This window comes from Ensifer sp. MJa1 (assembly GCF_037026475.1).
GTDB lineage: Bacteria > Pseudomonadota > Alphaproteobacteria > Rhizobiales > Rhizobiaceae > Ensifer.
Window position 1 is genome coordinate 69,228 of the sequence record NZ_JAKUMO010000011.1, and the last position, 20,715, is coordinate 89,942.

General features: G+C 65.1%; 17 protein-coding genes. 8 read left to right on the forward strand and 9 right to left on the reverse strand.

What is annotated here, in order from left to right:
* From MKZ91_RS16470 to MKZ91_RS16480, 3 genes are all read right to left on the reverse strand, one after another.
* A complete protein-coding gene (locus MKZ91_RS16470; protein WP_336172115.1) occupies positions 1 to 1,161 on the reverse strand; it encodes an acyl-CoA dehydrogenase family protein in 1,161 nt (386 codons plus the stop codon).
* Positions 1,162 to 1,435: 274 nt separating this feature from the next.
* Positions 1,436 to 2,926: a carnitine 3-dehydrogenase gene (locus MKZ91_RS16475; RefSeq protein WP_336172116.1), complete on the reverse strand. Its 1,491-nt coding sequence runs from the start codon at positions 2,924 to 2,926 to the stop codon at positions 1,436 to 1,438.
* Between the two features lie 203 nt (positions 2,927 to 3,129).
* On the reverse strand, positions 3,130 to 4,032 hold the full coding sequence (locus tag MKZ91_RS16480) for a 3-keto-5-aminohexanoate cleavage protein (RefSeq protein WP_327511693.1): 903 nt from the start codon (positions 4,030 to 4,032) through the stop codon (positions 3,130 to 3,132).
* Positions 4,033 to 4,140: 108 nt separating this feature from the next.
* Between MKZ91_RS16480 and MKZ91_RS16485 the strand changes: the two genes are divergently transcribed.
* Positions 4,141 to 5,112, forward strand: a complete 972-nt coding sequence (locus tag MKZ91_RS16485) for a GlxA family transcriptional regulator (RefSeq protein WP_336172118.1) — start codon at positions 4,141 to 4,143, stop codon at positions 5,110 to 5,112.
* A gap of 338 nt (positions 5,113 to 5,450) precedes the next feature.
* Here MKZ91_RS16485 and MKZ91_RS16490 read toward each other — a convergent pair whose 3' ends face one another.
* A complete protein-coding gene (locus MKZ91_RS16490; protein WP_336172119.1) occupies positions 5,451 to 6,629 on the reverse strand; it encodes a LysR family transcriptional regulator in 1,179 nt (392 codons plus the stop codon).
* A 210-nt stretch (positions 6,630 to 6,839) separates the two neighbouring features.
* Here MKZ91_RS16490 and MKZ91_RS16495 point away from each other — a divergent pair, with 210 nt between their 5' ends.
* The 7 genes from MKZ91_RS16495 (at position 6,840) to MKZ91_RS16525 (ending at position 15,561) form a co-directional block, all read left to right on the forward strand.
* Positions 6,840 to 8,378 carry an aromatic amino acid lyase gene (locus MKZ91_RS16495; RefSeq protein WP_336172122.1) on the forward strand — a complete coding sequence of 513 codons (1,539 nt, stop codon included), beginning with the start codon at positions 6,840 to 6,842 and terminating at the stop codon, positions 8,376 to 8,378.
* 29 nt (positions 8,379 to 8,407) lie between these two features.
* Positions 8,408 to 9,784 (forward strand): dihydroorotase, encoded by a 1,377-nt coding sequence (locus tag MKZ91_RS16500; protein ID WP_336172123.1) that lies wholly within the window; start codon positions 8,408 to 8,410, stop codon positions 9,782 to 9,784.
* Positions 9,784 to 11,067 carry a Zn-dependent hydrolase gene (locus tag MKZ91_RS16505; protein WP_336172124.1) on the forward strand — a complete coding sequence of 428 codons (1,284 nt, stop codon included), beginning with the start codon at positions 9,784 to 9,786 and terminating at the stop codon, positions 11,065 to 11,067. The genes MKZ91_RS16500 and MKZ91_RS16505 overlap by 1 nt, the downstream gene beginning before the upstream one ends.
* A gap of 1 nt (position 11,068) precedes the next feature.
* Entirely contained in the window at positions 11,069 to 12,166 is a 1,098-nt protein-coding gene (locus MKZ91_RS16510) for a DUF917 domain-containing protein (protein ID WP_336172125.1), read from the forward strand.
* Between the two features lie 12 nt (positions 12,167 to 12,178).
* Positions 12,179 to 12,508, forward strand: coding sequence for a cold-shock protein (locus MKZ91_RS16515; RefSeq protein ID WP_336172127.1), 330 nt, complete (start codon positions 12,179 to 12,181; stop codon positions 12,506 to 12,508).
* A 439-nt stretch (positions 12,509 to 12,947) separates the two neighbouring features.
* Positions 12,948 to 14,606 carry a urocanate hydratase gene (locus tag MKZ91_RS16520; protein ID WP_336172128.1) on the forward strand — a complete coding sequence of 553 codons (1,659 nt, stop codon included), beginning with the start codon at positions 12,948 to 12,950 and terminating at the stop codon, positions 14,604 to 14,606.
* Between the two features lie 151 nt (positions 14,607 to 14,757).
* Positions 14,758 to 15,561: a class I SAM-dependent methyltransferase gene (locus tag MKZ91_RS16525; protein WP_336172129.1), complete on the forward strand. Its 804-nt coding sequence runs from the start codon at positions 14,758 to 14,760 to the stop codon at positions 15,559 to 15,561.
* A gap of 7 nt (positions 15,562 to 15,568) precedes the next feature.
* Here MKZ91_RS16525 and MKZ91_RS16530 read toward each other — a convergent pair whose 3' ends face one another.
* From MKZ91_RS16530 to MKZ91_RS16550, 5 genes are all read right to left on the reverse strand, one after another.
* Positions 15,569 to 16,330: an SDR family NAD(P)-dependent oxidoreductase gene (locus MKZ91_RS16530; RefSeq protein ID WP_336172130.1), complete on the reverse strand. Its 762-nt coding sequence runs from the start codon at positions 16,328 to 16,330 to the stop codon at positions 15,569 to 15,571.
* A gap of 4 nt (positions 16,331 to 16,334) precedes the next feature.
* Complete coding sequence (locus MKZ91_RS16535) at positions 16,335 to 17,153, reverse strand: ABC transporter permease (RefSeq protein WP_327511704.1); 819 nt, start codon at positions 17,151 to 17,153, stop codon at positions 16,335 to 16,337.
* Entirely contained in the window at positions 17,153 to 18,019 is an 867-nt protein-coding gene (locus MKZ91_RS16540; RefSeq protein WP_336172131.1) for an ABC transporter permease, read from the reverse strand. The genes MKZ91_RS16535 and MKZ91_RS16540 overlap by 1 nt, the downstream gene beginning before the upstream one ends.
* A gap of 266 nt (positions 18,020 to 18,285) precedes the next feature.
* Positions 18,286 to 19,446 (reverse strand): polyamine ABC transporter substrate-binding protein, encoded by a 1,161-nt coding sequence (locus MKZ91_RS16545; RefSeq protein WP_336172132.1) that lies wholly within the window; start codon positions 19,444 to 19,446, stop codon positions 18,286 to 18,288.
* Positions 19,447 to 19,513: 67 nt separating this feature from the next.
* On the reverse strand, positions 19,514 to 20,596 hold the full coding sequence (locus MKZ91_RS16550) for an ABC transporter ATP-binding protein (protein ID WP_336172133.1): 1,083 nt from the start codon (positions 20,594 to 20,596) through the stop codon (positions 19,514 to 19,516).
* Positions 20,597 to 20,715 lie beyond the last annotated feature (119 nt).

Sequence of the window (20,715 nt, forward strand, 5' to 3'; positions counted from 1 at the left end):
TCACGCTCCCAGCGGCCGAAGCAGGTCGCGGCTGATGATGTGGCGCTGGATTTCCGACGTGCCGTCCCAGATGCGCTCGACGCGGGCGTCGCGCCAGAAGCGGGCGAGCGGCAGGTCGTCCATCAGGCCCATGCCGCCGAAGATCTGGATCGCCTCGTCGGTGACGCGGGCAAGCATCTCGGTGGCAAAGACCTTGGCCGAGGCGATCTCGCGGTTGGACGGCAGGCCATTGTCGAGCCGCCATGCAGCCGACAGCGTCAGCAGGTCGGCCGCGTCGATCTCGGTGATCATGTCGGCGAGCTTGAAGGAGACGCCCTGGTTGGCGCCGATCGGCTTGCCGAACTGCTTGCGATCGGCTGCATAGTTCAACGCATAGTCGAAGGCGCGGCGGGCGCGGCCGACCGAGGTCGCCGCCACCGTCAGGCGCGTGGCAAACAGCCAGTCATTGGCGACGTCGAAACCCTTGTGCACTTCGCCGAGGATCTGGGACGAGGGCAGGCGGCAGTCGTCGAAGGTCAGGATGCAGTTGTTGTAGCCGCGATGGGAAACGGAGTTGTAGCCCTTGCGGATCTCGAAGCCCGGCGTGCCGCGGTCGACGAGGAAGCAGGTGATCTTCTTCTTCGGCCCGCGCGGCGTGTCCTCTTCGCCCGTTGCTATGAAGACGATGACGAAATCGGCGATGTCGGCATGGCTGATGAAATGCTTGGTGCCGTTGACGATCCAGTCGTCGCCATCCTTGCGGGCAAAGCACTTCATGCCGCGGACGTCCGAGCCGGCGTCCGGCTCGGTCATGGCGAGCGCGTCGAACTTGTCGCCCTTGACCGCCGGCAGCAGGTATTTTTCGCGCTGCTCGTCATTGCAGGCCATCAGGATGCCCGAGGGGCGGCCGAAGAAGACGGTAAGGCCCATGGAGCCGCGGCCAAGCTCGCGCTCGACCAGCGTGAAGGAGGTGTGATCGAGGCCGGCGCCGCCGACTTCCTCGGGGAAGTTGCAGCCGAAGAAACCGATTTCCTTGCACTTGCGGGCGATGTCCTGGCCAAGCTCGCGCGGCACGATGCCGGTGCGCTCGACCTCGTCCTCATGCGGATAGATTTCTGTTTCAACGAAGCTCCTGACCGTATCGACGATCATCTGCTGTTCTTCGGTCAGTGCGAAATTCATCTTGTTCTCCCTCGCAATTATCTGCCTGCCTGCGACCGATCTCCCCACCGGTCGCGGCATGCGGGTCGTCTGCCCCTCTCCTCGGGTTTAACCCGAGGACTAACCCTCTCCCCGCAGGCGGGGACGCGTTTGCCGCTCGGCTACAGAGAAACGAGCGGTTGCGGCATGTCCCTTCTCCCCGTTCACGGGGAGAAGGTCGCGGCAGCGGGATGAGGGGCAGCCGTTGCCCGGAACATTCCCGCGAGAAATCCCTCCCGAACGAAAGGAACAGTCCTCAACGCTTCTGGCCGACGTGGCGGCCCACACCTTCCGGCGCCGGCAGTTGCGCATGCGCTTCGGCGATGGCGGCAAGCTTGCTCAGCACGTGCTCGGGTGCGGGCACTGCCTTGCCGGCCTTGCTGTCGACATGCAGCGCCATCTGCTCGGCGGTCGCGACGGCCTCGTTGGTCGAAGCGTTGTAGATCGCCGAGAAAATGTGCAGGCGCTTCTCGTCGGACGACAGCACCTGGCAGGTCGAATAGAGCGCATCGCCGAGCTTGGCCTCGCCGAGGTTCCGGATGTGGGTCTCGACGGTGTAGTAGCTGTGGCCATCGCGCACATAGTCGAGATCGACGCCGATCAGGCGCAGCAGGCCGTCGGTGGTGTCGCCGAACACCTGCAGATAACGGTGCTCGGTCATGTGGCCGTTGTAGTCGACCCAGGCGGCACTGACCTTGGTGTCGACGATGCGCAGCGGCTTGACGTCGCCGAGGTCTGCCTCCGGCTTCTTCGCGTTGGCCCAGAGCTTGGCCTCGAAATCGGCGAGCAGCTTGCCGGCCCCCCAGCCTTCGCCGCCATTGCCGGATTTCAGCGCATGCATGATGCCGACGAGGTTTTCATCGCGGATGCGTTCCAGCTCGCGGATCGAGCGGCCGGCGGCCTGCGCGTCCGACTGGGCGCCGATCTTTTCGACCAGCGCGTCGTCGAGGTCGACGACATCGGTGAACTTGGTCCAGGGCCATTTCAGGCACGGGCCGAACTGGGCAAGGAAGTGGCGCATGCCCGCTTCGCCGCCGGCGATGCGATAGGTCTCGAACAGACCCATCTGCGCCCAGCGCATGCCGAAGGAATAGCGCATGACATTGTCGAGCGTTTCTGTGTCGCAGATGTCGTCCTGGATCAGCCAGAGCGCCTCGCGCCAGAGCGCCTCGAGCAGGCGGTCGCCGACGAAGGCCTCGATCTCCTTGGCGATGACGACGCCCTTCATGCCGATCTGCTCGACGCCCAGCATGGCGCGCTCGATCGTCGCTTTGCTCGTCTTCTTGCCGCCGACGAGTTCGACCAGCGGCAGGAGGTAGACGGGGTTATAGGGGTGCGCCACGAACATGCGCTCGGGGTGGTGCATCTCGGACTGGAGATCGGAAGGCAGGAGACCCGAGGTGGACGAGCCGATCAGCGCATCCGGCCTCGCGGCGGCGTCGATCTTGGTGATGACGCCGCGCTTCAGCTCCAGCCGTTCCGGCACGCTTTCCTGAATCCAGTCAGCCCCTTCGACCGCTTCCTCGATGCTCTTGCAGAAGGTGAGCTTGCCCTTCGGCGGCAGCGGCGCCATGGTGAGCATCGCATAGGCGCGCTCGGCATTGGCCATGACTTCGCCGATGATGCGTTCAGCTTCCGGATGCGGGTCGAAGATTCTTACGTCGATGCCGGCGAGCGCGAAGCGCGCCACCCAGGCGCCGCCGATGACGCCACCGCCGACACAGGCTGCTTTCTTGATTTCGGTCATTCCTCACCTCGACTTCTAAAATACAAACTGTCCCCCTCCTCGGGTTTAACCCGAGGACTAACCCTCTCCCCGCAGGCGGGGAGAGGGGACTGAGCGCCTTCGGCTTGCTGCCTTCTCCCCGTCTTGCGGGGAGAAAGTGCCGGCAGGCGGATGAGGGGCGATTCCCCTCACCGAGAGGATAAGGGGCGCTCCCCTCGATCAGTTCAGCGCTTCGTCAGCTTCAGTTTCTCGCGGACCTCCTTCGGCCCGATGATCTTGGCGCCCATGCCCTCGATGACGCCGACGGCCTTTTCGACGAGCTGGCCATTGGTGGCGAGCTGGCCCTTGCCGATATAGAGGTTGTCTTCAAGACCGACGCGGACATTGCCGCCGGCAAGGATGGCTGCGGCCGGATAGGCAAGCGCGTTGCGGCCGATCGAGAAGGCCGAGAAGGTCCAGTTGGCAGGCACGTTGTTGACCATCGCCATGAAGGTGTTGAGGTCGTCGGGCGCGCCCCACGGAATGCCCATGCAGAGCTGGATCAGCACCGGATCCTCGATCAGGCCTTCCTCGACCAGCTGCTTGGCAAACCAGAGGTGGCCGGTGTCGAAGGCTTCGATTTCCGGGCGCACGCCAAGGGCGGTCATCTGACGCGCCATTTCGCGCAGCATCGACGGCGTGTTGGTCATGACATAGTCGCCGAGCGAGAAGTTCATTGTGCCGCAGTCGAGCGTGCAGATCTCCGGCAGACATTCGGCCACGTGGGCGACGCGCTCGGTGGCGCCGGCCATGTCGGTGCCTTTCTCGTTGACGGGCAGGGGCTTTTCGACATTGCCGAACACCAGGTCGCCGCCCATGCCGGCCGTCAGGTTCAGGACGATATCGATATCGGCGGAACGGATGCGATCGGTCACTTCCCGGTAGAGATCGAGCCTGCGGGACGGCGCGCCGGTCTCCGGATCGCGAACGTGGCAGTGGATCACGGCCGCACCGGCCTTGGCCGCCTCGACCGCCGCTTCGGCGATCTGTTTCGGCGTGATCGGAACGTGGCCGGACTTTGAAACGGTGTCCCCCGAGCCGGTGACGGCACAGGTGATGAATACCTCGCGGTTCATGCTGAGCGGCATTGCTGTCTCCCTTTTATTGAGCTCATTACGAGCCAAGAAGGTCGCTGCTGCTTTGCATTATCGGCTGCATCCTATACATTATCGGCGAAGGCGTGGAGAAGTTTGGCCATGGATCAGAACGTTTCGCAGGTGCAGCACGTCGATATCCTGGTGCTGCCGGAGACCAATCTGATCCTCGTTGCCTCGGTCATCGAGCCGATGCGTGCCGCCAATCGCATCGCCGGGCGGCCGCTTTACGACTGGACGATCTTTAGCCCCGATGGCGAGCCGATCGAGACGAAGAGCGGCATTCCCATTCCCGTCTCCGGCGCCTTCCGGCCGCAGCGCGAGACATCGCCGCTCTTCATCCTCTCCAGCTACAACTGGGAGCGCAGCGCCACCTCGCAACTGAAGATGCTCTTGTCGCAGACGGCCCGGCACCGCGAACTGATGGCGGGGATCGAATCGGGATCATGGCTGCTGGCCGAGACCAGCCTGCTCGACAATTTCAAGGCCACCACCCACTGGGAGGATTTCGAGGATTTCACCACGGCTTATCCGCAGGTGACGATGGTGCGCGAACGCTTCGTCATCGACGGCAAGCGCATCACCACAGGCGGTTCGCTGCCGACGCTGGACCTGATGCTGGAGCTGATCCGCCGCGCCCACGGCTATTCGCTGGCGCTCGAAGTGTCGCGGCTCTTCATCTACGAGCAGGAGCGCACCCGCGGCGACCTCCTGCAGATGCCGGCGATCGGCAACATGCGCATCCTCGATCCGCGCGTCGGCGCCGCCGTGAAACTGATGGAGGACACGGTGGAGGCGCCGCTGACGCTCTCGCGGCTCGCCCGCCGCATCGGTGTGAGCACGCGCCATCTGCAGGACCTCTTTCGCGACACGATGGGAGTCGCCCCGCACGAGCACTATCTGGCGCTACGCCTCAACGCGGCGCGGCGCAAGGTGATCGAGACACGTCTGGAGTTTGCCGATATCGCGGCGATCTCGGGCTTCAATTCGTCGTCCTCTTTTTCGCGCAGCTACCGGGCGCATTATCGCGAAAGCCCGAGCGAAACGCGCCGGCGGCTGAAGCTGAAGAGTTGAGGTCGACGAACTTCACGTTTTGAATCAGGTGGCGATTTCCAGAGTTGTTTCAGGTGTTTGGCGGCGGACGATCAGGAAGTGATTCCGATGCTGGCACGCCGGTCACCGAACTTGTCTTGCTCCGCGACACCCTCTCTCCTGCGTCATTCCTGGGCTCGTCACAGGAATCTCTAGCAGTTCCGTTGGAACTGCGGGATCAGCCCAAGTGCTTGGGCTGAAAAGGGTCTTTCCGACGCGCGGACGCGCGTCGACTGGATTCCTGTGACGAGCACAGGAATGAGGGAAGGGAGGGTCCTGGTCGCGAGGATTTGCTCCCCGCACTGTATTGCCGCCCAGCATCACGCCTGCGCGCTCGCCCGCATCATCGAGATCATCAGGTCGCCGATTTCGCCCGAAAGCGCGCCGCGCGGCCAGACGAGGGTCAGGGATTGCCGGTAGCCCGGCCCGAGCCGGATCATCGCTGGCGGGCTGTGCATGCGGGCGAGCGAGGTTTCCGGCAGCACCGAGAGGTAGCCGTGCTGGGCGACGAGGTTGATGATGACGGGGATCGAGTCGACCTCGACGAGCGTGATGCGGCGGCGTGCGGCCTCATCAAGCGTGTCGTCGAGGAACCGCGCGGCCTCGCGGCGAAGACCGCTTCGCACGCTCGGCACCGCGATCGGGCAGGTCGCGAGCAGCCGCGGCAGATCGGCAGGGGATGCCGACAGAACGGAGGCGGGACCGGCGAGCGCAAGCGGCGTTTGCGAAACCAGCCGCCCGTCGCAATCGGCGGGGATTTCGGCGACATCGAGCAGGGCGGCATCGAAGCGCCGGCTCCTGAGGCCGGCCAGCAGCTCGTCCGCCGTCGTGCTGGAAATGAACAGGGGCTGGCGCGGGCGGGCGCGGTGCCAGTTCGCCGTCAAAGCCGCCAGCATGCGGGCGATTTCGCTTTCAGGGCCAAGCGGCATGACGGCGCCGAGCCGCCAGGTGGCGACATCGCGGCGAAAGCGGTCGGCCGAGGCGTGGGTCAGTCGTGCCCAGGTGTCGAGCAGCGCCTCGGCCAGCGGAATGATGCGCTCCCCGGTCGCCGTGCAAAGAATGCCGCCATGGGAGCGCTCGAACAAACGGCTGCCGAGATGACGTTCGAGGTCCGCCATTTGCCGCGTCAGCTGCGGCTGGCCGAGCCCGAGTGCCTTTGCTGTGGCGCGGATACTGCCGGAGCGGGTGACGCGCACGAAGCGATCAAGGGCGACCAGGCCGACCGGCGGCGCGGGCGCGTTCGCCTCGTTGCCGGCCGCGGCAAGGATGCCGGCGATCTTCGTGGTCGCCTGCCTTACGTCGGCCGCACGCGCATGGGCTTCGAGCGTCAGCACGAGTGCGGTTTCTTCGCGCCGGAACAGCGGCATGGAGATCGCCTGCTCGAAGCGCTTTACGGCGGCGCTGACGCTCGAGGGCGCGCGCCCGCAAAGCGCGGCGGCGCGGCGAATGCCACCCTCGCGAAGCACCGCATCGACCAGCGCGATGGTTGCCATGTCCATTCACAGATCCTCGCAGACCGGAACTTCGGCGCGGTGCGTCCCGTATTTGGCATCACTTGTTCCGGAATTGGGATATAGCATGCATGTGCGATAAGCGCATAGCATGCATTCAGCGGCCGGCTATCTGCGAGCGACGGTTGCGAGAATTTCGAGCATCCGCGCACCGTTTCGAAACCGAGGCAGGTTCCGCGCGGAAGGGTATTTATAGGCATGCTGCATCAGTTCAAAACCACCGTTCTCTGCGGGAAACCGCTGGATTTCGCAACGCTCGAGGATATCGGGGCGGGAAGGGTCCGGCCGGTGGCAGATGACGGCGGCATGGAGCGGGTGGCCGCCGCCCACAAGGTGATTGCCGATCGCATCGCCATGGGGCTGCCGGTCTACGGCTCCAACACCGGCGTCGGCTCGATGAAGGACCGGCTATGGACCGCCGACGATCTTGCCGAATTCAACAATGCGCTGGTCAGGGCCCACCATTTCGGCACCGGTGAATTCTTTGCGCCGGCGATCGTGCGCATGGCGATTGCCATCCGCGTCAACACGGCGATGCGCGGCCACACCGGCTGCAGCCCGGAGCTGATCCGAGCGTTCCTGTCGCTGCTTGAAGCCGACATCATACCGGCGGTGCGCCGTCACGGCTCGATGGGCTGCGCCGATATCGGCCTGATGGGGCAGATCGCCTCGGTGCTGACGGGCGTCGGCGAGGCCTATTATCAGGGACGTCTCGTCACCGCGGAGACCGCGCTGTCGGAAGCCGGCCTGAAGCCCTTCGTCATGCAGCCGCGTGACGCGCTCGCGGCGCTCAGCGTCAACGCCATAGCCTTTGCCGCCGCCGCTGACGTGCTGCGCGAGGCGGCCTCGGCGATCCGCGTTCTGCTTGTCACCGGCGTGATGTCGTCGCTGGCGCTCGGCGCGTCCGCCGATCCCTGGCGGGTGGCGGCAACACTCTCGACCCGCGGCGAGGCGCTGGTCGGGTCCTGGCTCTACGGCCAGTCCGGCGTTGCCGACTGGCCGGTGCCGACGGCGATCCATGATCCGCTCAGCCTGCGCATGACCGCGCAGGTGTTCGGGGCCGTCGTCGACACGTTGCTGGTGGCGGCCGGGCGGCTGGTCGAGGCGACCTATCTCTCCGACGACAATCCTGTTGTCATCGGCGGCCAGGTGCATTCCTCCGGCGCATCGCTGCCGCTGACGACGACGCTCTACATCGAGGCGGCGCAGATCGCCTTTTCCCATGCGGCGCGCAATGTCTTGAACCGCTGCATCCTTTTGTCCAACGGCGGACGGCGCAATCTCTCGGTCAACCTCGTGGCGCCCGGGGAAGTGGCGACCGGGCTCGGGCCGCTGATGAAGCTCGCGGTCGAGCTCTACATGCGCGTGCAGTCGCTTGCCGTGCCGCTCTCGGCCCAGTCGATCGTGGTTGCCGGTGGCCTCGAGGAAGAGGCGACGTTCCTGCCGCTCATCGTCGAGCGCATGGAAACGCAGGTGCGGGACCTTCGCCAGCTTGCCGCCATCGAGGCGATGCTCTCGGCCCAGGCCATCGACCTCGTCGGCGACCAGCCCCAGGGGATCGTCAAGCGCGCCTATGACCAGACCCGCTCGGTGAGCCCTATCTACCTCAAGGACCGGCCGCTCTCCAAGGAGATCGAGGCGCTGCAGGATGCCTTTACCTGCCACGACCTTTTGCGCTCCTTCGTCGCGACCGCACCGATGCCGGAGTTCGACGACTTCTTCGCGCTCGGCAAATAACCAGGGAACGACCCAACCGGGAGAGCAGCATGTCCGATTTCGATCTCGTTCTGAAAGGCACCGTTGTTCTGCCGCACCGGATCGTCGAGGGCGGCCATGTCGCGGTCCGCGACGGCAAGGTGGTGCATGTCGGGCAGGGGGCGGCACCGGCGGCGCGCGAGCGGCACGAACTGGGTGACGCGCTGATCTTGCCCGGTGCTGTCGATGCGCAGGTGCATTCGCTGTCGCAGAAGAACCAGGAGGATTTCATCTGGTCGACGCGGTCGGCAGCCGCCGGCGGCGTCACCACCATCGTCGACATGCCCTATGACGAGGGCAATCTCGTCTGCTCGGCCGAGGCGCTTCGCCGCAAGATCGACCATGCAGGGCCGCAGGCGCGCGTCGATTTCGCGCTCTATGGCACCATTGATCCCGAGGAAGGGCCGGTGCGCATCGGCGAGATGGTGGAGGCGGGTGTCGCCGCCTTCAAGTTCTCCACCTTCGGCACGGATCCGAAACGCTTCCCGCGCATTCCGGCCGCTCTGCTTGAAGACTGCTTCCGCGCGATCGCGCCAACCGGGCTTTCCGCCGGCGTGCACAACGAGGACGACGAGGCGGTGCGCGCCGCGATCGACAAGGTGAAGGCGCAGGGGATCACCGACTATCGCGCCCATGGCCTTTCGCGCCCGCCGCTCACCGAACTTCTTGCCACGAACCAGATCTACGAGACCGGTGCTGCCACCGGCTGCCCGGCGCATGTGGTGCATTGTTCGCTCGGTCGCGGCTACGAGATCGCCGCCGCCTACCGCTCCCAAGGACATAGGGCGTCGATTGAGTGCTGCATCCACTACCTGACGCTCGACGAGGAAAACGACGTCCGCCGTCTTGGCGGCAAGGCCAAGATCAACCCGCCGATTAGGCCGCGCGCCGAGGTGGAGAAGCTCTGGCGGCACGTGGCCGACGGCACGGTGACGATGGTTTCGACCGACCATGTCAGCTGGTCGGAAGACCGCAAGACCAATCCGGACATGCTGGCCAATTCATCCGGCGTGCCGGGGCTCGAGGTCATGGTGCCGCTCTTCGTCAAGGGGGCGCTGGAGCGTGGCATTTCGCTGACGCGCGCGGCCGAGCTGATGACGCTGAACCCGGCCCGGCATTTCCGCCTCGACCATCAGAAGGGCGCGCTGGAAGCGGGCAAGGATGCCGACATCATCGTCATGACGCCCGAGCCCTACACCTATGACGCCGCGGAAAGTGGTCACAACGTCGTCGGCTGGTCGCCCTATAACGGCATCAGGCTGCCCTGGCGGGTTTCTGCGACTTATCTGCGGGGCCGGATCGCCTTCGATGGCCGGCAGGTTCTGGCCGAACCCGGTGTCGGCCAATTTGTCCGGCCGTTGCCGACCTTGACCCTGCAGGAGACGTGATGAGCGAGACTGCACAAAACAAGGTCCCCGCGAACCTGCCCGTCAATGCCAGCCGCATCGCCGGCATTGTCAACGGTCTCGCCGGGATCACCGAGCCGGACCGGCCCTATACGCGCCGCGCCTTCACGCCGCTCTTTCTCGAGGGCCGCGCCTTTCTCGACCGGCGGTTTCGCGCAGCCGGGCTCGAGACCCGGATTGATGCGGCCGGTAACCTGATCGGGCGGCGCAAGGGGAAGAAGTCGGCGCTCGGCACGATCATGCTCGGCTCGCACTCCGACACGGTGCCGGATGGCGGCCGTTTCGACGGCATTGCCGGCGTGGCCGCGGCACTCGAAGTGGCGCGGGCACTCACCGACAACGGCATCGAACTCGACCATGATCTGGAGATCGTCGACTTTCTGGCCGAGGAAGTGTCGATCTTCGGCGTCTCCTGCGTCGGCAGCCGCGGCATGGCGGGCGTGCTGCCGGACGGGTGGCTGAGTCGTGTGCAGGGCGAGTTGAGCCTGCGCCAGGGCATTGTCGAGGTCGGCGGGGATCCGTCGCGGCTGTCGGGCTCGAAGCGCTCCGACATCAAGGCGTTTCTGGAGCTACACATCGAGCAGGGGCCAGTGCTGGAAACGGGTCGGCTCGACGTCGGCGTGGTCACGGCGATTTCCGGCATCACCCGCATCGAGATTGTCGTCGAAGGCCGGGCGGATCATGCCGGAACGACGCCGATGGGGCACCGGCGCGATGCGCTGGTCGCAGCCTCGCATCTGGTGCTCGAAATCGAGCGGCTGGCGACGGAGTTTTCCAGGGGTGACGGGCACTTTACCGCGACGGTCGGCGAGTTTTCGATCGAGCCGAATGCCGCCAATGTGGTTCCGTCGCGCGTACGGTTGCTGATCGACGCGCGCGCCGAGCTGCGGCCGCAGATGGAGCGGTTCCTCGCGACGCTCGGGTCGCTCTGCGAGGGCCTTGTCGAGGCGTCGGGGGTGACGATCGCGCCCGCCAATGTGATTTCCGACAACCATCCGACGCCGGGCGACGCGCTGCTTCTGTCGACGCTGGAGGAAAGCTGTGACGCGATCGGTGCCCGGCACCGGCGCATGGCGTCCGGCGCCGGCCACGACACCGCCTGGATGGCGCGCATCACCCGGTCGGCGATGATCTTCATTCCCTGCCTCGGCGGGCGCTCGCATGCGCCGGAGGAATGGGCTGAAAACGACGATATCGCGCTCGGCACCGCCGCGCTTTTCGACGCGGTGAAGAGGCTCGACAGAAAATTGCAGGAGAAGATGTGAGATGGGCCGGATACTGAAGGAAAAGGACGTCGAGGCGGCGGTCAAGGGCGGCTCCGTCTATGCCGCCGGTGGCGGCGGCTGGGCCGACCATGGCCGCATGCTCGGCTATGCCGCGGTCTCGATCGGCAAGCCCGAGCTGGTGTCGATCGACGAGCTCGACGCCAACGACTGGGTGGCGACGGCAGCGGCGATCGGGGCGCCGGCCTCGACCACGTCCTGGGAGATGCGCGGCGTCGACTATGTCAAGGCGGTGCAGCTCTTGCAGGAGGCACTTGGCGAGAAACTCTCGGGTCTGATCATCGGCCAGAACGGCAAGTCCTCGACGCTCAATGGTTGGCTGCCCTCGGCGATCCTCGGCACCAAGGTGGTGGACGCGGTCGGCGATATCAGAGCCCATCCGACGGGCGACATGGGCTCGATCGGCCTTGCCGGTTCGCCCGAACCGATGATCCAGACGGCGGTCGGGGGAAATCGCGAGGAGAACCGCTACATCGAGCTGGTGGTACGGGGCGCCACAGCCAAGGTCTCGCCGGTCCTGCGCACCGCGTCCGACATGTCCGGTGGCTTCATCGCGTCCTGCCGCAATCCGGTGCGCGCGTCCTATGTCCGGGACAATGCAGCACTCGGCGGCATTTCGCTGGCGCTGGCTTTGGGCGAGGCGATTATCGCCGCCGAAGCCAAGGGCGGCAGCGCCGTCATCGATGCGATCGTCAAGGCGACCAATGGTGCGATCCTTGCCGAAGGCACGATCACCGAAAAGTCGGTGGTCTACACCAAGGAGGCGTTTGACATCGGCACGGTGACGCTGGGGAAGGGCGCTGACTCTAAGGTTCTTCACGTGATGAACGAATATATGGCGGTTGACTCTGCGGAAGGCACGCGGCTTGCGACCTTCCCCGACGTCGTCACCACGCTGTCGCCCGAAGGCGAGCCCTTGAGCGTCGGGCAGCTGCAGGTGGGCATGAGGATCTTCGTGCTCCATGTGCCGAAGACGGTGATCCCGCTGTCCTCAAGCGTGCTCGACCCGACGGTCTATCCCTCGGTCGAAAAGGCGATGGGTATCGAGCTTGCCCGCTACGCGCTTTCCGGCCGGACCTGACGGGAGCGGGTGATGGCGCGCGATGCCGGACTGGAAGAGCTGATCCGCGAAGAACTCGGCGATCGCGCCGGGCTTTCGGAGAAGGCAATGTTCGGTGGCTGGGCCTATCTGCTTCACGGCAACCTGCTTCTTGGCGCCCGCGAGGGCTCGCTGCTCGTCCGGCTCGGCAAGGGCAATGACGGCTGGGCGCTTGATCTGCCCGATATCGAGCTGATGGTGATGAACGGGCGGGCAATGCATGGCTGGGTGCGGGCCGGGGCGGAGGCTTACGGCGACGATGGTCTGCGCAAGAGACTGCTGGATGGGGCGGTCGCGTTCGTGGAGACGTTGCCGCCGAAATGAGATCTGAGAGGCGGGTCCGCTCCTCGGCAACGGGGTCGGTGATTTGCCCCTCACCCTAACCCTCTCCCCGCAGGCGGGGAAAGGGGACGAGATCGGCGGCTATCGGCGGAGCGTGTTGACAAGCGCCGGGCCATTCATTCGCCCAATGCGGGACGGGGAAATGGCATGATGGTACCGGCCGGCGCAGCGCGCTCAACGCGTCCCCTCTCCCCGCAAGCGGGGAGAGGGCTAGGGTGAGGGGCCGCCGCCAACCGATGCCGCAAACGTAAGGGGCGGCGACCTGCGGCGCGCCACAAATGCGAGGGAGCGGGGAGTTCCCGCCAGGATGAACGAGACGGGCAGCGACCTCCCGCCGCAGTGAATGAGCGGAGGCCGCAATTTCCCGCCATTCGTGACAAAAGCGGGGCACCCCGCCGAGACAACAACAAGGAACGACACCATGCCCAAGGCCAATCCCCGTCACCCTGGTTTTCCGATCCCCGGCGGGCTGGAACTGCGCGCCAAGGGCTGGCGGCAGGAGGCGCTGTTGCGGTTGCTCGAAAACGTGCTCTCGGTCGGCGAGGATCCGGACAATCTCGTCGTCTATGCCGCGCTTGGCAAGGCGGCGCGCAACTGGCCGGCGCACCGCGCCATCGTCAAGACGCTCACCGAGATGGACGAGGACCAGACGCTGATCGTCCAGTCGGGCAAGCCGGTGGGCTTGCTCAAGACCCACGCCAAGGCGCCACTGGTCATCATGGCCAACTGCAACATCGTGGGACAATGGGCGAAGGCTGAGGTGTTCTACGAGTTGCAGCGGAAAGGGCTGATCTGCTGGGGCGGGCTGACGGCCGGCGCCTGGCAATATATCGGCAGCCAGGGCGTCATCCAGGGCACCTATGAGATCTTCATGCGCATTGCCGAGCGCCGCTTCGGAGGAGATCTCTCCGGCCGCTTCGTGCTGACGGCGGGCCTCGGCGGCATGGGCGGGGCGCAGCCGCTGGCCGGCCGCATGGCGGGGGCGGCCATCCTCTGCGTCGATATCGACGCCGAGCGGGCGAAGAAGCGCCGGGAGATCGGCTATCTGCAGGAGATCGCACCCGATCTCGATGCGGCACTTGCGATGATCGATGCGGCGGTGAAGGACAAGCGGGCGCTTTCCGTCGGTCTTGTCGGCAATGCGGCCGAGATCTATCCGGAGATTGCCCGGCGCGGCATCGTGCCTGACGTGGTGACCGACCAGACCTCGGCCCATGATCTCGTCTACGGCTATGTTCCGAAGGGCATGAGCCTCGATCAGGTGAAGTCGTTGCGTGACGACGGCCAGGGGCAGCTGATGGCGGCAAGCCGCGCCTCGATCGTCGAGCACGTGAAGGCTATGCTCGATTTCCAGAAAAAGGGCTCGGAGGTCTTCGACAACGGCAACCTCATCCGCACCCAGGCGCGCGAGGGTGGTGTGGCCAACGCCTTCGACATCCCGATCTTCACCGAGGCCTATCTGCGGCCGCTCTTTGCCCGCGCCATCGGGCCGTTTCGCTGGATGGCGCTGTCGGGAGAGGAAAGCGATATCGCCCGCATCGACGATCTGCTGCTCGACATGTTCCCGGACAAGAAGATCATTACCAACTGGATCCGGCTCGCACGCGAGCATATCCCGTTCGAGGGCCTGCCGGCGCGCATCGCCTGGCTCGGCCATGGCGAACGCACGGCCCTGGCACGGCGCGTCAACGAACTGGTGGCCTCGGGCGAGCTCAAGGGCCCGATCGCATTCTCGCGTGACCATCTCGATGCGGGCGCCATGGCGCACCCCAATATCATGACCGAGCGGATGAAGGACGGGTCGGACGCGATCGCCGATTGGCCGCTCCTCGACGCCATGCTGCTCTGCTCGTCGATGGCCGACCTCGTCGTCGTGCATTCCGGCGGCGGTGGTTATGCCGGCTACATGACCAGCTGCGGCGTCACGGTCGTCGCCGATGGCACGGTCGAGGCCGACGAACGGCTCGACCATGCGCTCACCAACGACACCTCGCTCGGCGTGATCCGTTACGCCGATGCCGGCTATGACGAGAGCTTCGAGGAGATCGCGGCCAAGGGCATCGGGCATGTGACGGTGTAGGGCTGGCGTGAGAATGGAAGGCCTCCGCATCTCTGTGGCAAGCACAGAGGCGATGGAGAGGAGGCGCGCTCCGGGCCTCCTCTCGACGCGAATGCCTTGGTAGCCCGTCCGCCAAGCGCTAATATGCCGCCTTTGCTGCCCGGAGGCGATCATGACGTCGAGCTTCAATGTGCAGAGTGCGGATGGCTATGAACAGTTGATGGGCCGCTGGAGCCGGCAGCTGGCGCCGCTGTTCATCGATTTCGCAGGGCTTGCCGATGGCGAGCGGGTCCTGGACGTCGGTTGCGGCACCGGCAGCCTGACCTTTGCCCTGCCACGTGCGGCTGATCTCGGCGAAATCGTCGCGATCGATTTTTCGCCCGTCTTCGTCGAGGCGACGATCAAGGGCAGCACCGATCCCAGGATCAAGGTCCAGCAGGCCGACGCCTGTGCACTGCCCTTTGCCGACGCCTCCTTCGACCGGGCACTGGCGATGCTGGTGCTGCATTTCGTGCCGGAGGCGGGAAAGGCGGTTGCGGAGATGCGCCGGGTCACCAGGCCGGGCGGCGTGGTTGCGGCCGTCGTCTGGGATCATTACGGCGGCATGCCGGGCATGCGCATGGTGCTCGATGTGGCGGCCATGCTCGATGGCAATGCCGAACAGGTGCGCAGCCGCTATTGCTTCCAGCCGATGATGCGGCCAGGCGAGATGATGCAGAGCTTTGCCGCCAATGGCCTCGAACAGGTCGAGCAGACGTCGCTGACGATCCGGATGGACTATCGGTCGTTTGACGACTTCTGGCAGCCGATCTCGGCGGGCGAGGGGCCGCTCGGCAAATATATCGGCGCGCTCGATGCCGCGCAGCGGGCGAAGACCGATGCGGCGGTCAAGGCTGCCTACCAGTCGGGCCAGCCGGATGGGCCGCGGTCGTTCGCGGCGGTTGCGTGGGCCTGTCGGGGCATCGTTCCGTCCTAGCGGTTTGCTACACCACCGTCTCGCCGCCATCGACCACCAGGATCTGGCCGGTCATGTAAGAGGAGCGGTCGGAGACGAGGAAGAGGATCGACTCGGCGATCTCCTCGACGCTGGCCCAGCGGCCGAGTGGCACTTTTTCGCGGATATAGGATTCGATCGCGCCGCGGCCGCCCATCTGGGCGATGAAGGGCTCGTTGAAGGGGGTGTCGACCCAGCCGGGGCAGAGCGCGTTGACGCGGATGCCGTGGCGGGCGTAGTCGCCGGCCATCTGTTTGGTCATGGCGATGACGGCGTGTTTGGTCGTCGTATAGGCAATCATCTCGCGGTCGTAGAGCACACCGGACGATGACGAGGTATTGACGATGACGCCGCGCCCGGCGGCACGCATCGCTGGCACGACGAGGCGTGCGGCCATGAAATGGGCACGCACATTGAGGTTCCAGGAGCGGTCAAAGCCTGCGACCTCGACGTCCTCCAGGTCACCCGCGACCTGGGCGCCCGCGTGGTTGTGCAGGATATCGATGCGGCCGTGACGATAGAGGATGTCGGCGATGCCATCGGAAAGCGCTGCGTCATCTGTCACGTCGATCGCCAGCGCTTCGGCGCTGCCGCCCTTTTCGGCGATCGCTTCGACGGCGGTTGTCGCTGCTGCAAGGCTGCGGTCAACGACGACGACATGGGCGCCTTCGCGCGCCATGATGGCGGCACCCGCCTGACCGATCCCGGAGCCGGCTCCGGTCACGATCGCGACCCGGTCTTTCAGGATCATGGTTTCACTCCCCGGATTTTGTTTTCTTTTCCCGCATCAGGATACGGGCGGTCAGGATCAAAAGCAGCGAGGCGACGAGCACCAGCGTCGCGATCGCGTTGATCTCGGGCGTCACGCCGCGGCGGATCGAGGCGAAGACGTAGATCGGCAGCGTGGTCTTCGAGCCCGCGACGAAGAAGGCGATGATGAAATCGTCGAAGGAGAAGGTGAAGGCCAGTAGAAAGCCCGCAAGGATCGAGGGCAGGATCTGCGGCAGCACGATCAGCCGGAAGGTGGTGAGCGGCGTCGCATAGAGATCGCCCGAGGCCTCGACGATGTCGCGGCCGAGGCTGGCGATGCGGGCCTTCACGATCATCGTCACCAGCGCCATCGAGAACAGCCCGTGGGCGGCGATGATCGAGCCATAACCGAGGCCGAGCTGCGGCGGCTGCTCGCCCGGCCAGATGGTTGCGAGCGCCGGATTGACGAAGGAAAAGACGGCGACGAGTGCCACCAGCGTCGCAATGCCGATGACGACGCCGGGAACGACGATTGCCGCTGCGAACAGCGCATCGAAGATCGCCCGGTTGCGCGGCGCCAGACGTTCCATGCCAAGGGCGGCCATGGTGCCGAAGATCGCGGCAAGCGTGGCGCTGGTAAAGGCGATCAGCAGGCTGTTCTGGAGGGCCGAGATCAGGAAGGTGTTGCCAAGCGCCTTGCCGTACCAGGCGGTCGAGAAACCGGTGAACTCGCTGGCGTTGCGCCCGGCGTTGAAGGAGAACAGCACGACCAGCGCGATCGGCGCGTAGAGGAAGAGATAGACGGAGGAGATGAAGGCGCGCATCAGACGAGATCCACCTGTCTTGTGCCGGCAACGCGGAAGGCAATGCGCATCGCCACCATCAGCACCACGACCACGACGGCAACCAGCGTGACGGCGATCGCCGAGCCGAACGGCCAGTTTCGCGATTGCAGGAAGAGATCGACCAGCGCATTGCCAATGAAGAACACCTTGCCGCCGCCGAGCAGCTGCGGGATGAGGTATTCGCCAAGCAGCAGGATCGTCACCAGCGCCACACCGGTCATGACGCCCGGCAGTGACAGGGGCAGGGTGACGCCGAAGAAGGTCGAGACTGGTTTGGCGCCGAGATCGGCCGAGGCTTCGAGCAGGCGGCGATCGAGTTTTTCGAGGCTCACGTAGATCGGCATGATCATCAGCGGCAGGTAGCCATAGACAATGCCGAGAAGCACGGCGCCCGGGGTGTTCAGCATCCTGACGTCCTCGATGCCGATCATCGATAAAAGGTTCGGGATGCCGCGCGAGCCGAGGATGTACATCCAGGCATAGGTGCGCACGAGCAGGCTGGTCCAGAAGGGCACGACGACGAGCGACACCAGGATCAGCCGGTAGCGCGGGTTGGCCTTGACCGCGAGATAATAGGCGACCGGATAGGCGATCAGCAGGCAGGCGAGGGCACCGACCGGAGCGAGAACGAGCGTGTTCCAGAAGGCCGCCGCACGGGTCGGCAGGTTGGCGAATTGGGCAAAGGTGAAGGCCGCCTGATAGCCGCCTTCCGGTGCACGTTCGCCAAAGGCGAAGACCAGCATGGCGATGAAGGGCAGCACGAGGAAGATCATCAGCCAGGCCGCCGCCGGCGCCACCAGCGCCGCCGTCACCAGGTTTCTCTTCGTGTTCGTTGCCGCGGGCATGAAGTTCATCCATTTGGTTTCATTGGTATTTTCGGCTTGCAAGGCGCGGCGAGGGGAACGCCCCTCATTCGTACACGGAGGGGAAGCCCCTCATCCGGCCTGCCGGCCACCTTCTCCCCTGCGGGGGGAAAGGGGACTCGTGGCGCTCGCTCGGTCCCTCCCTTCCGAGAGAAACAGGGGAACGGGGAGCTCGCCGCTTGTCCCTTCTCCCCGTCAGAACGGGGAGAAGGTGCCGGCAGGCGGATGAGGGGCAGTCACAGTCCGGCTCAAGCCGACTTGAACCGCGCCATCAGTTCGGCGCGGCCGGGGTCGGTGAGGGTGACCGCGGCGCCGAATTCGAGCGGGGTCAGGGATGCGTCGTCCGGATAGACGATCTTGTTGCCGGTGACCTCGGCCGGCAGCAGCTTCAGGACGCGGCTGTCGGTGGTCGGGGCTCCGTTGGCGATGTGCTCCTTCATGGCGTTTTCCGGCGCCATCAGGTAGTTGAGCAGCGCATAGCCGGCGGCCTTGTTGGCGGCACTCTTCGGGATCGCGTAGAAATCCGACCAGATCTCGCCGCCGTCCTTGCCGAGCACGAACTGGATTTCCGGCATGTCGCGGTTGAGCTGGGCGCCGTCATTGGTCCAGCACATGGTCATCCAGGCGTCGGTCGCGCGCATCGACGGCTGGTAGTCGCTGTTGATGGCGTAGAGATGCGGCTTCACCTTGATCAGCAGTTCCTCGGCCTTGGCCAGTTCGTCCGGCTTGATCGAGTTGAAGGAATAGCCGAGCGAGACCAGCGCGTTGCCGATGGTGGTGAGCTGGTAGTCGTGCACCATGGCGCGGCCGTCGGCCTCGGTCATGGCGATCTCGAAGAAGTCCTTCCAGCTGGTGACGGGCGTCTTGATCTTGGAAGAGTTCAGCGCAATGCCGGTCGTGCCCCAGTTCTTCGGCACGGCATAGGTCTTACCGTCGACGACACCTTCGTTGGTGAAGCGTGCCGTCTCGGTCGAGGCGTCGTAGTTCGGAAGCTTCGACAGATCGAGCTCGTCGATGAGGCCGAGCTTCACATAGGTCGAGATCGTGTAGTTGGTGGGAACGAAGAGATCCCAGCCGGTACCACCGGCCTGGAGCTTGGCCAGCATCTCTTCGTTGGAACCGAAGACGTTGACCTCGACGGCGACGCCGGTTGCGGCCTGGAAAGCCTCGAAGGTTGCCGGGTCATGGTAGTTCGGCCAGGTGGCGATCGACATCTGCGTGCCGAGATCGCCGGCAAAGGCGGTGGAATTGAAGAGGCCCGGCTGACGGGCGAGCACGGCGGTTGCAAGACCGAGACCCGTGACGCCGAGGAAGTGACGGCGGGTGACCGAGCCGCGCTTCAGGCGCATCAGTTCGTCGGCGAGATGATCTGCGGTGATCGGGGCATTTTCTCTGTACCATTTGCTCATGACGCTGTTCCCTTTATCGTTTGACGTTCATGCGAGGTGGCAGAACCGGCGGTGAGACCGGGAGATTTCAGGCTGGAAAGACGTGCAGCGCATTCGGATCGAAGGCGAGGCCGACCTTTTCGCCGGGCTCGACCAACTCGGTATCGCCGAGCGTGCGGCGGTCGGCAGTGACCAGAAAATCGCCGAGCCCGTCGACCGCGACGGAGTATTCGACGGCTGAGCCCAGGAAGATCCGGTGGGTGACGGTGCCGGCCAGGGCCTCGGCGTTCGCCGCGCCGTTGCGCGTCAGCCGGATCGCCTCGGGCCGGAGTGCCACGGTTGCCGCGCCCCTGGTGCCGTTGACGGCAGGGGCGGAAAAGCGGGCGCCATTGGCAAGGACCAGCGAGGAGGCGCCGTCGACGGTCGCATCGATGCGGTTGGTCTTGCCGACGAAATCGGCGACGAAGAGGCTTGCTGGCCGGTCGTAGATTTCCTGCGGCGGACCGACCTGAACGATGCGGCCGGCATTCATGACGCAGACGAAATCGCTCATCGACAGCGCTTCCTCCTGGTCGTGGGTGACGAGCACGAAGGTGATGCCGAGCTCGCGCTGCAGCGTCTGCAGCTCGATCTGCATGGCGGTGCGCAGTTTCTTGTCGAGGGCTGCCAAGGGCTCGTCAAGCAAGAGCACCTTCGGCTTGTTGACGATGGCGCGGGCAAGCGCGACGCGCTGCTGCTGACCGCCCGACATTTCGTGGATGCGGCGTTTTCCGAAGCCGCCGAGCCGCACCATCTCCAGCGCCTCCCGGGCGCGGCGCGAAATCTCTGCACCGGCAATGCGCGGACGCATCTGCCTCAGGCCGTAGGAGACGTTGGCTTCGACATCGAGATGGGGAAACAGCGCATAGTGCTGGAACACCATGTTGACCGGTCGGCGGTAGGCGGCGACGCCGTTCATCGGCTCGCCGCTGATGAAGACCGTGCCTTCGCTCGGCTGCTCGAAGCCGCCGATCATGCGCAGGCACGTAGTCTTGCCGCAGCCGGACGGTCCGAGAAGCGCCATGAAGGCGCCGCGCGGCACTTCCAGATTGATGTCGGAAACGGCCGTCACGGCGCCATAGCGTTTGGCGACCGAACGGAACTCGATGTCGTTCGTCGAAGCGGATGTCACGTCTGTTCCCTGCGGTTTGTTTCGGATGTCGCCAGGAATCTCCCGCCCTGGCACTCCACCGTCATTGATACGCAGCCTAGTCACCGCGTGCCCTTCCGGTATATACCCCGAGAGAGGTA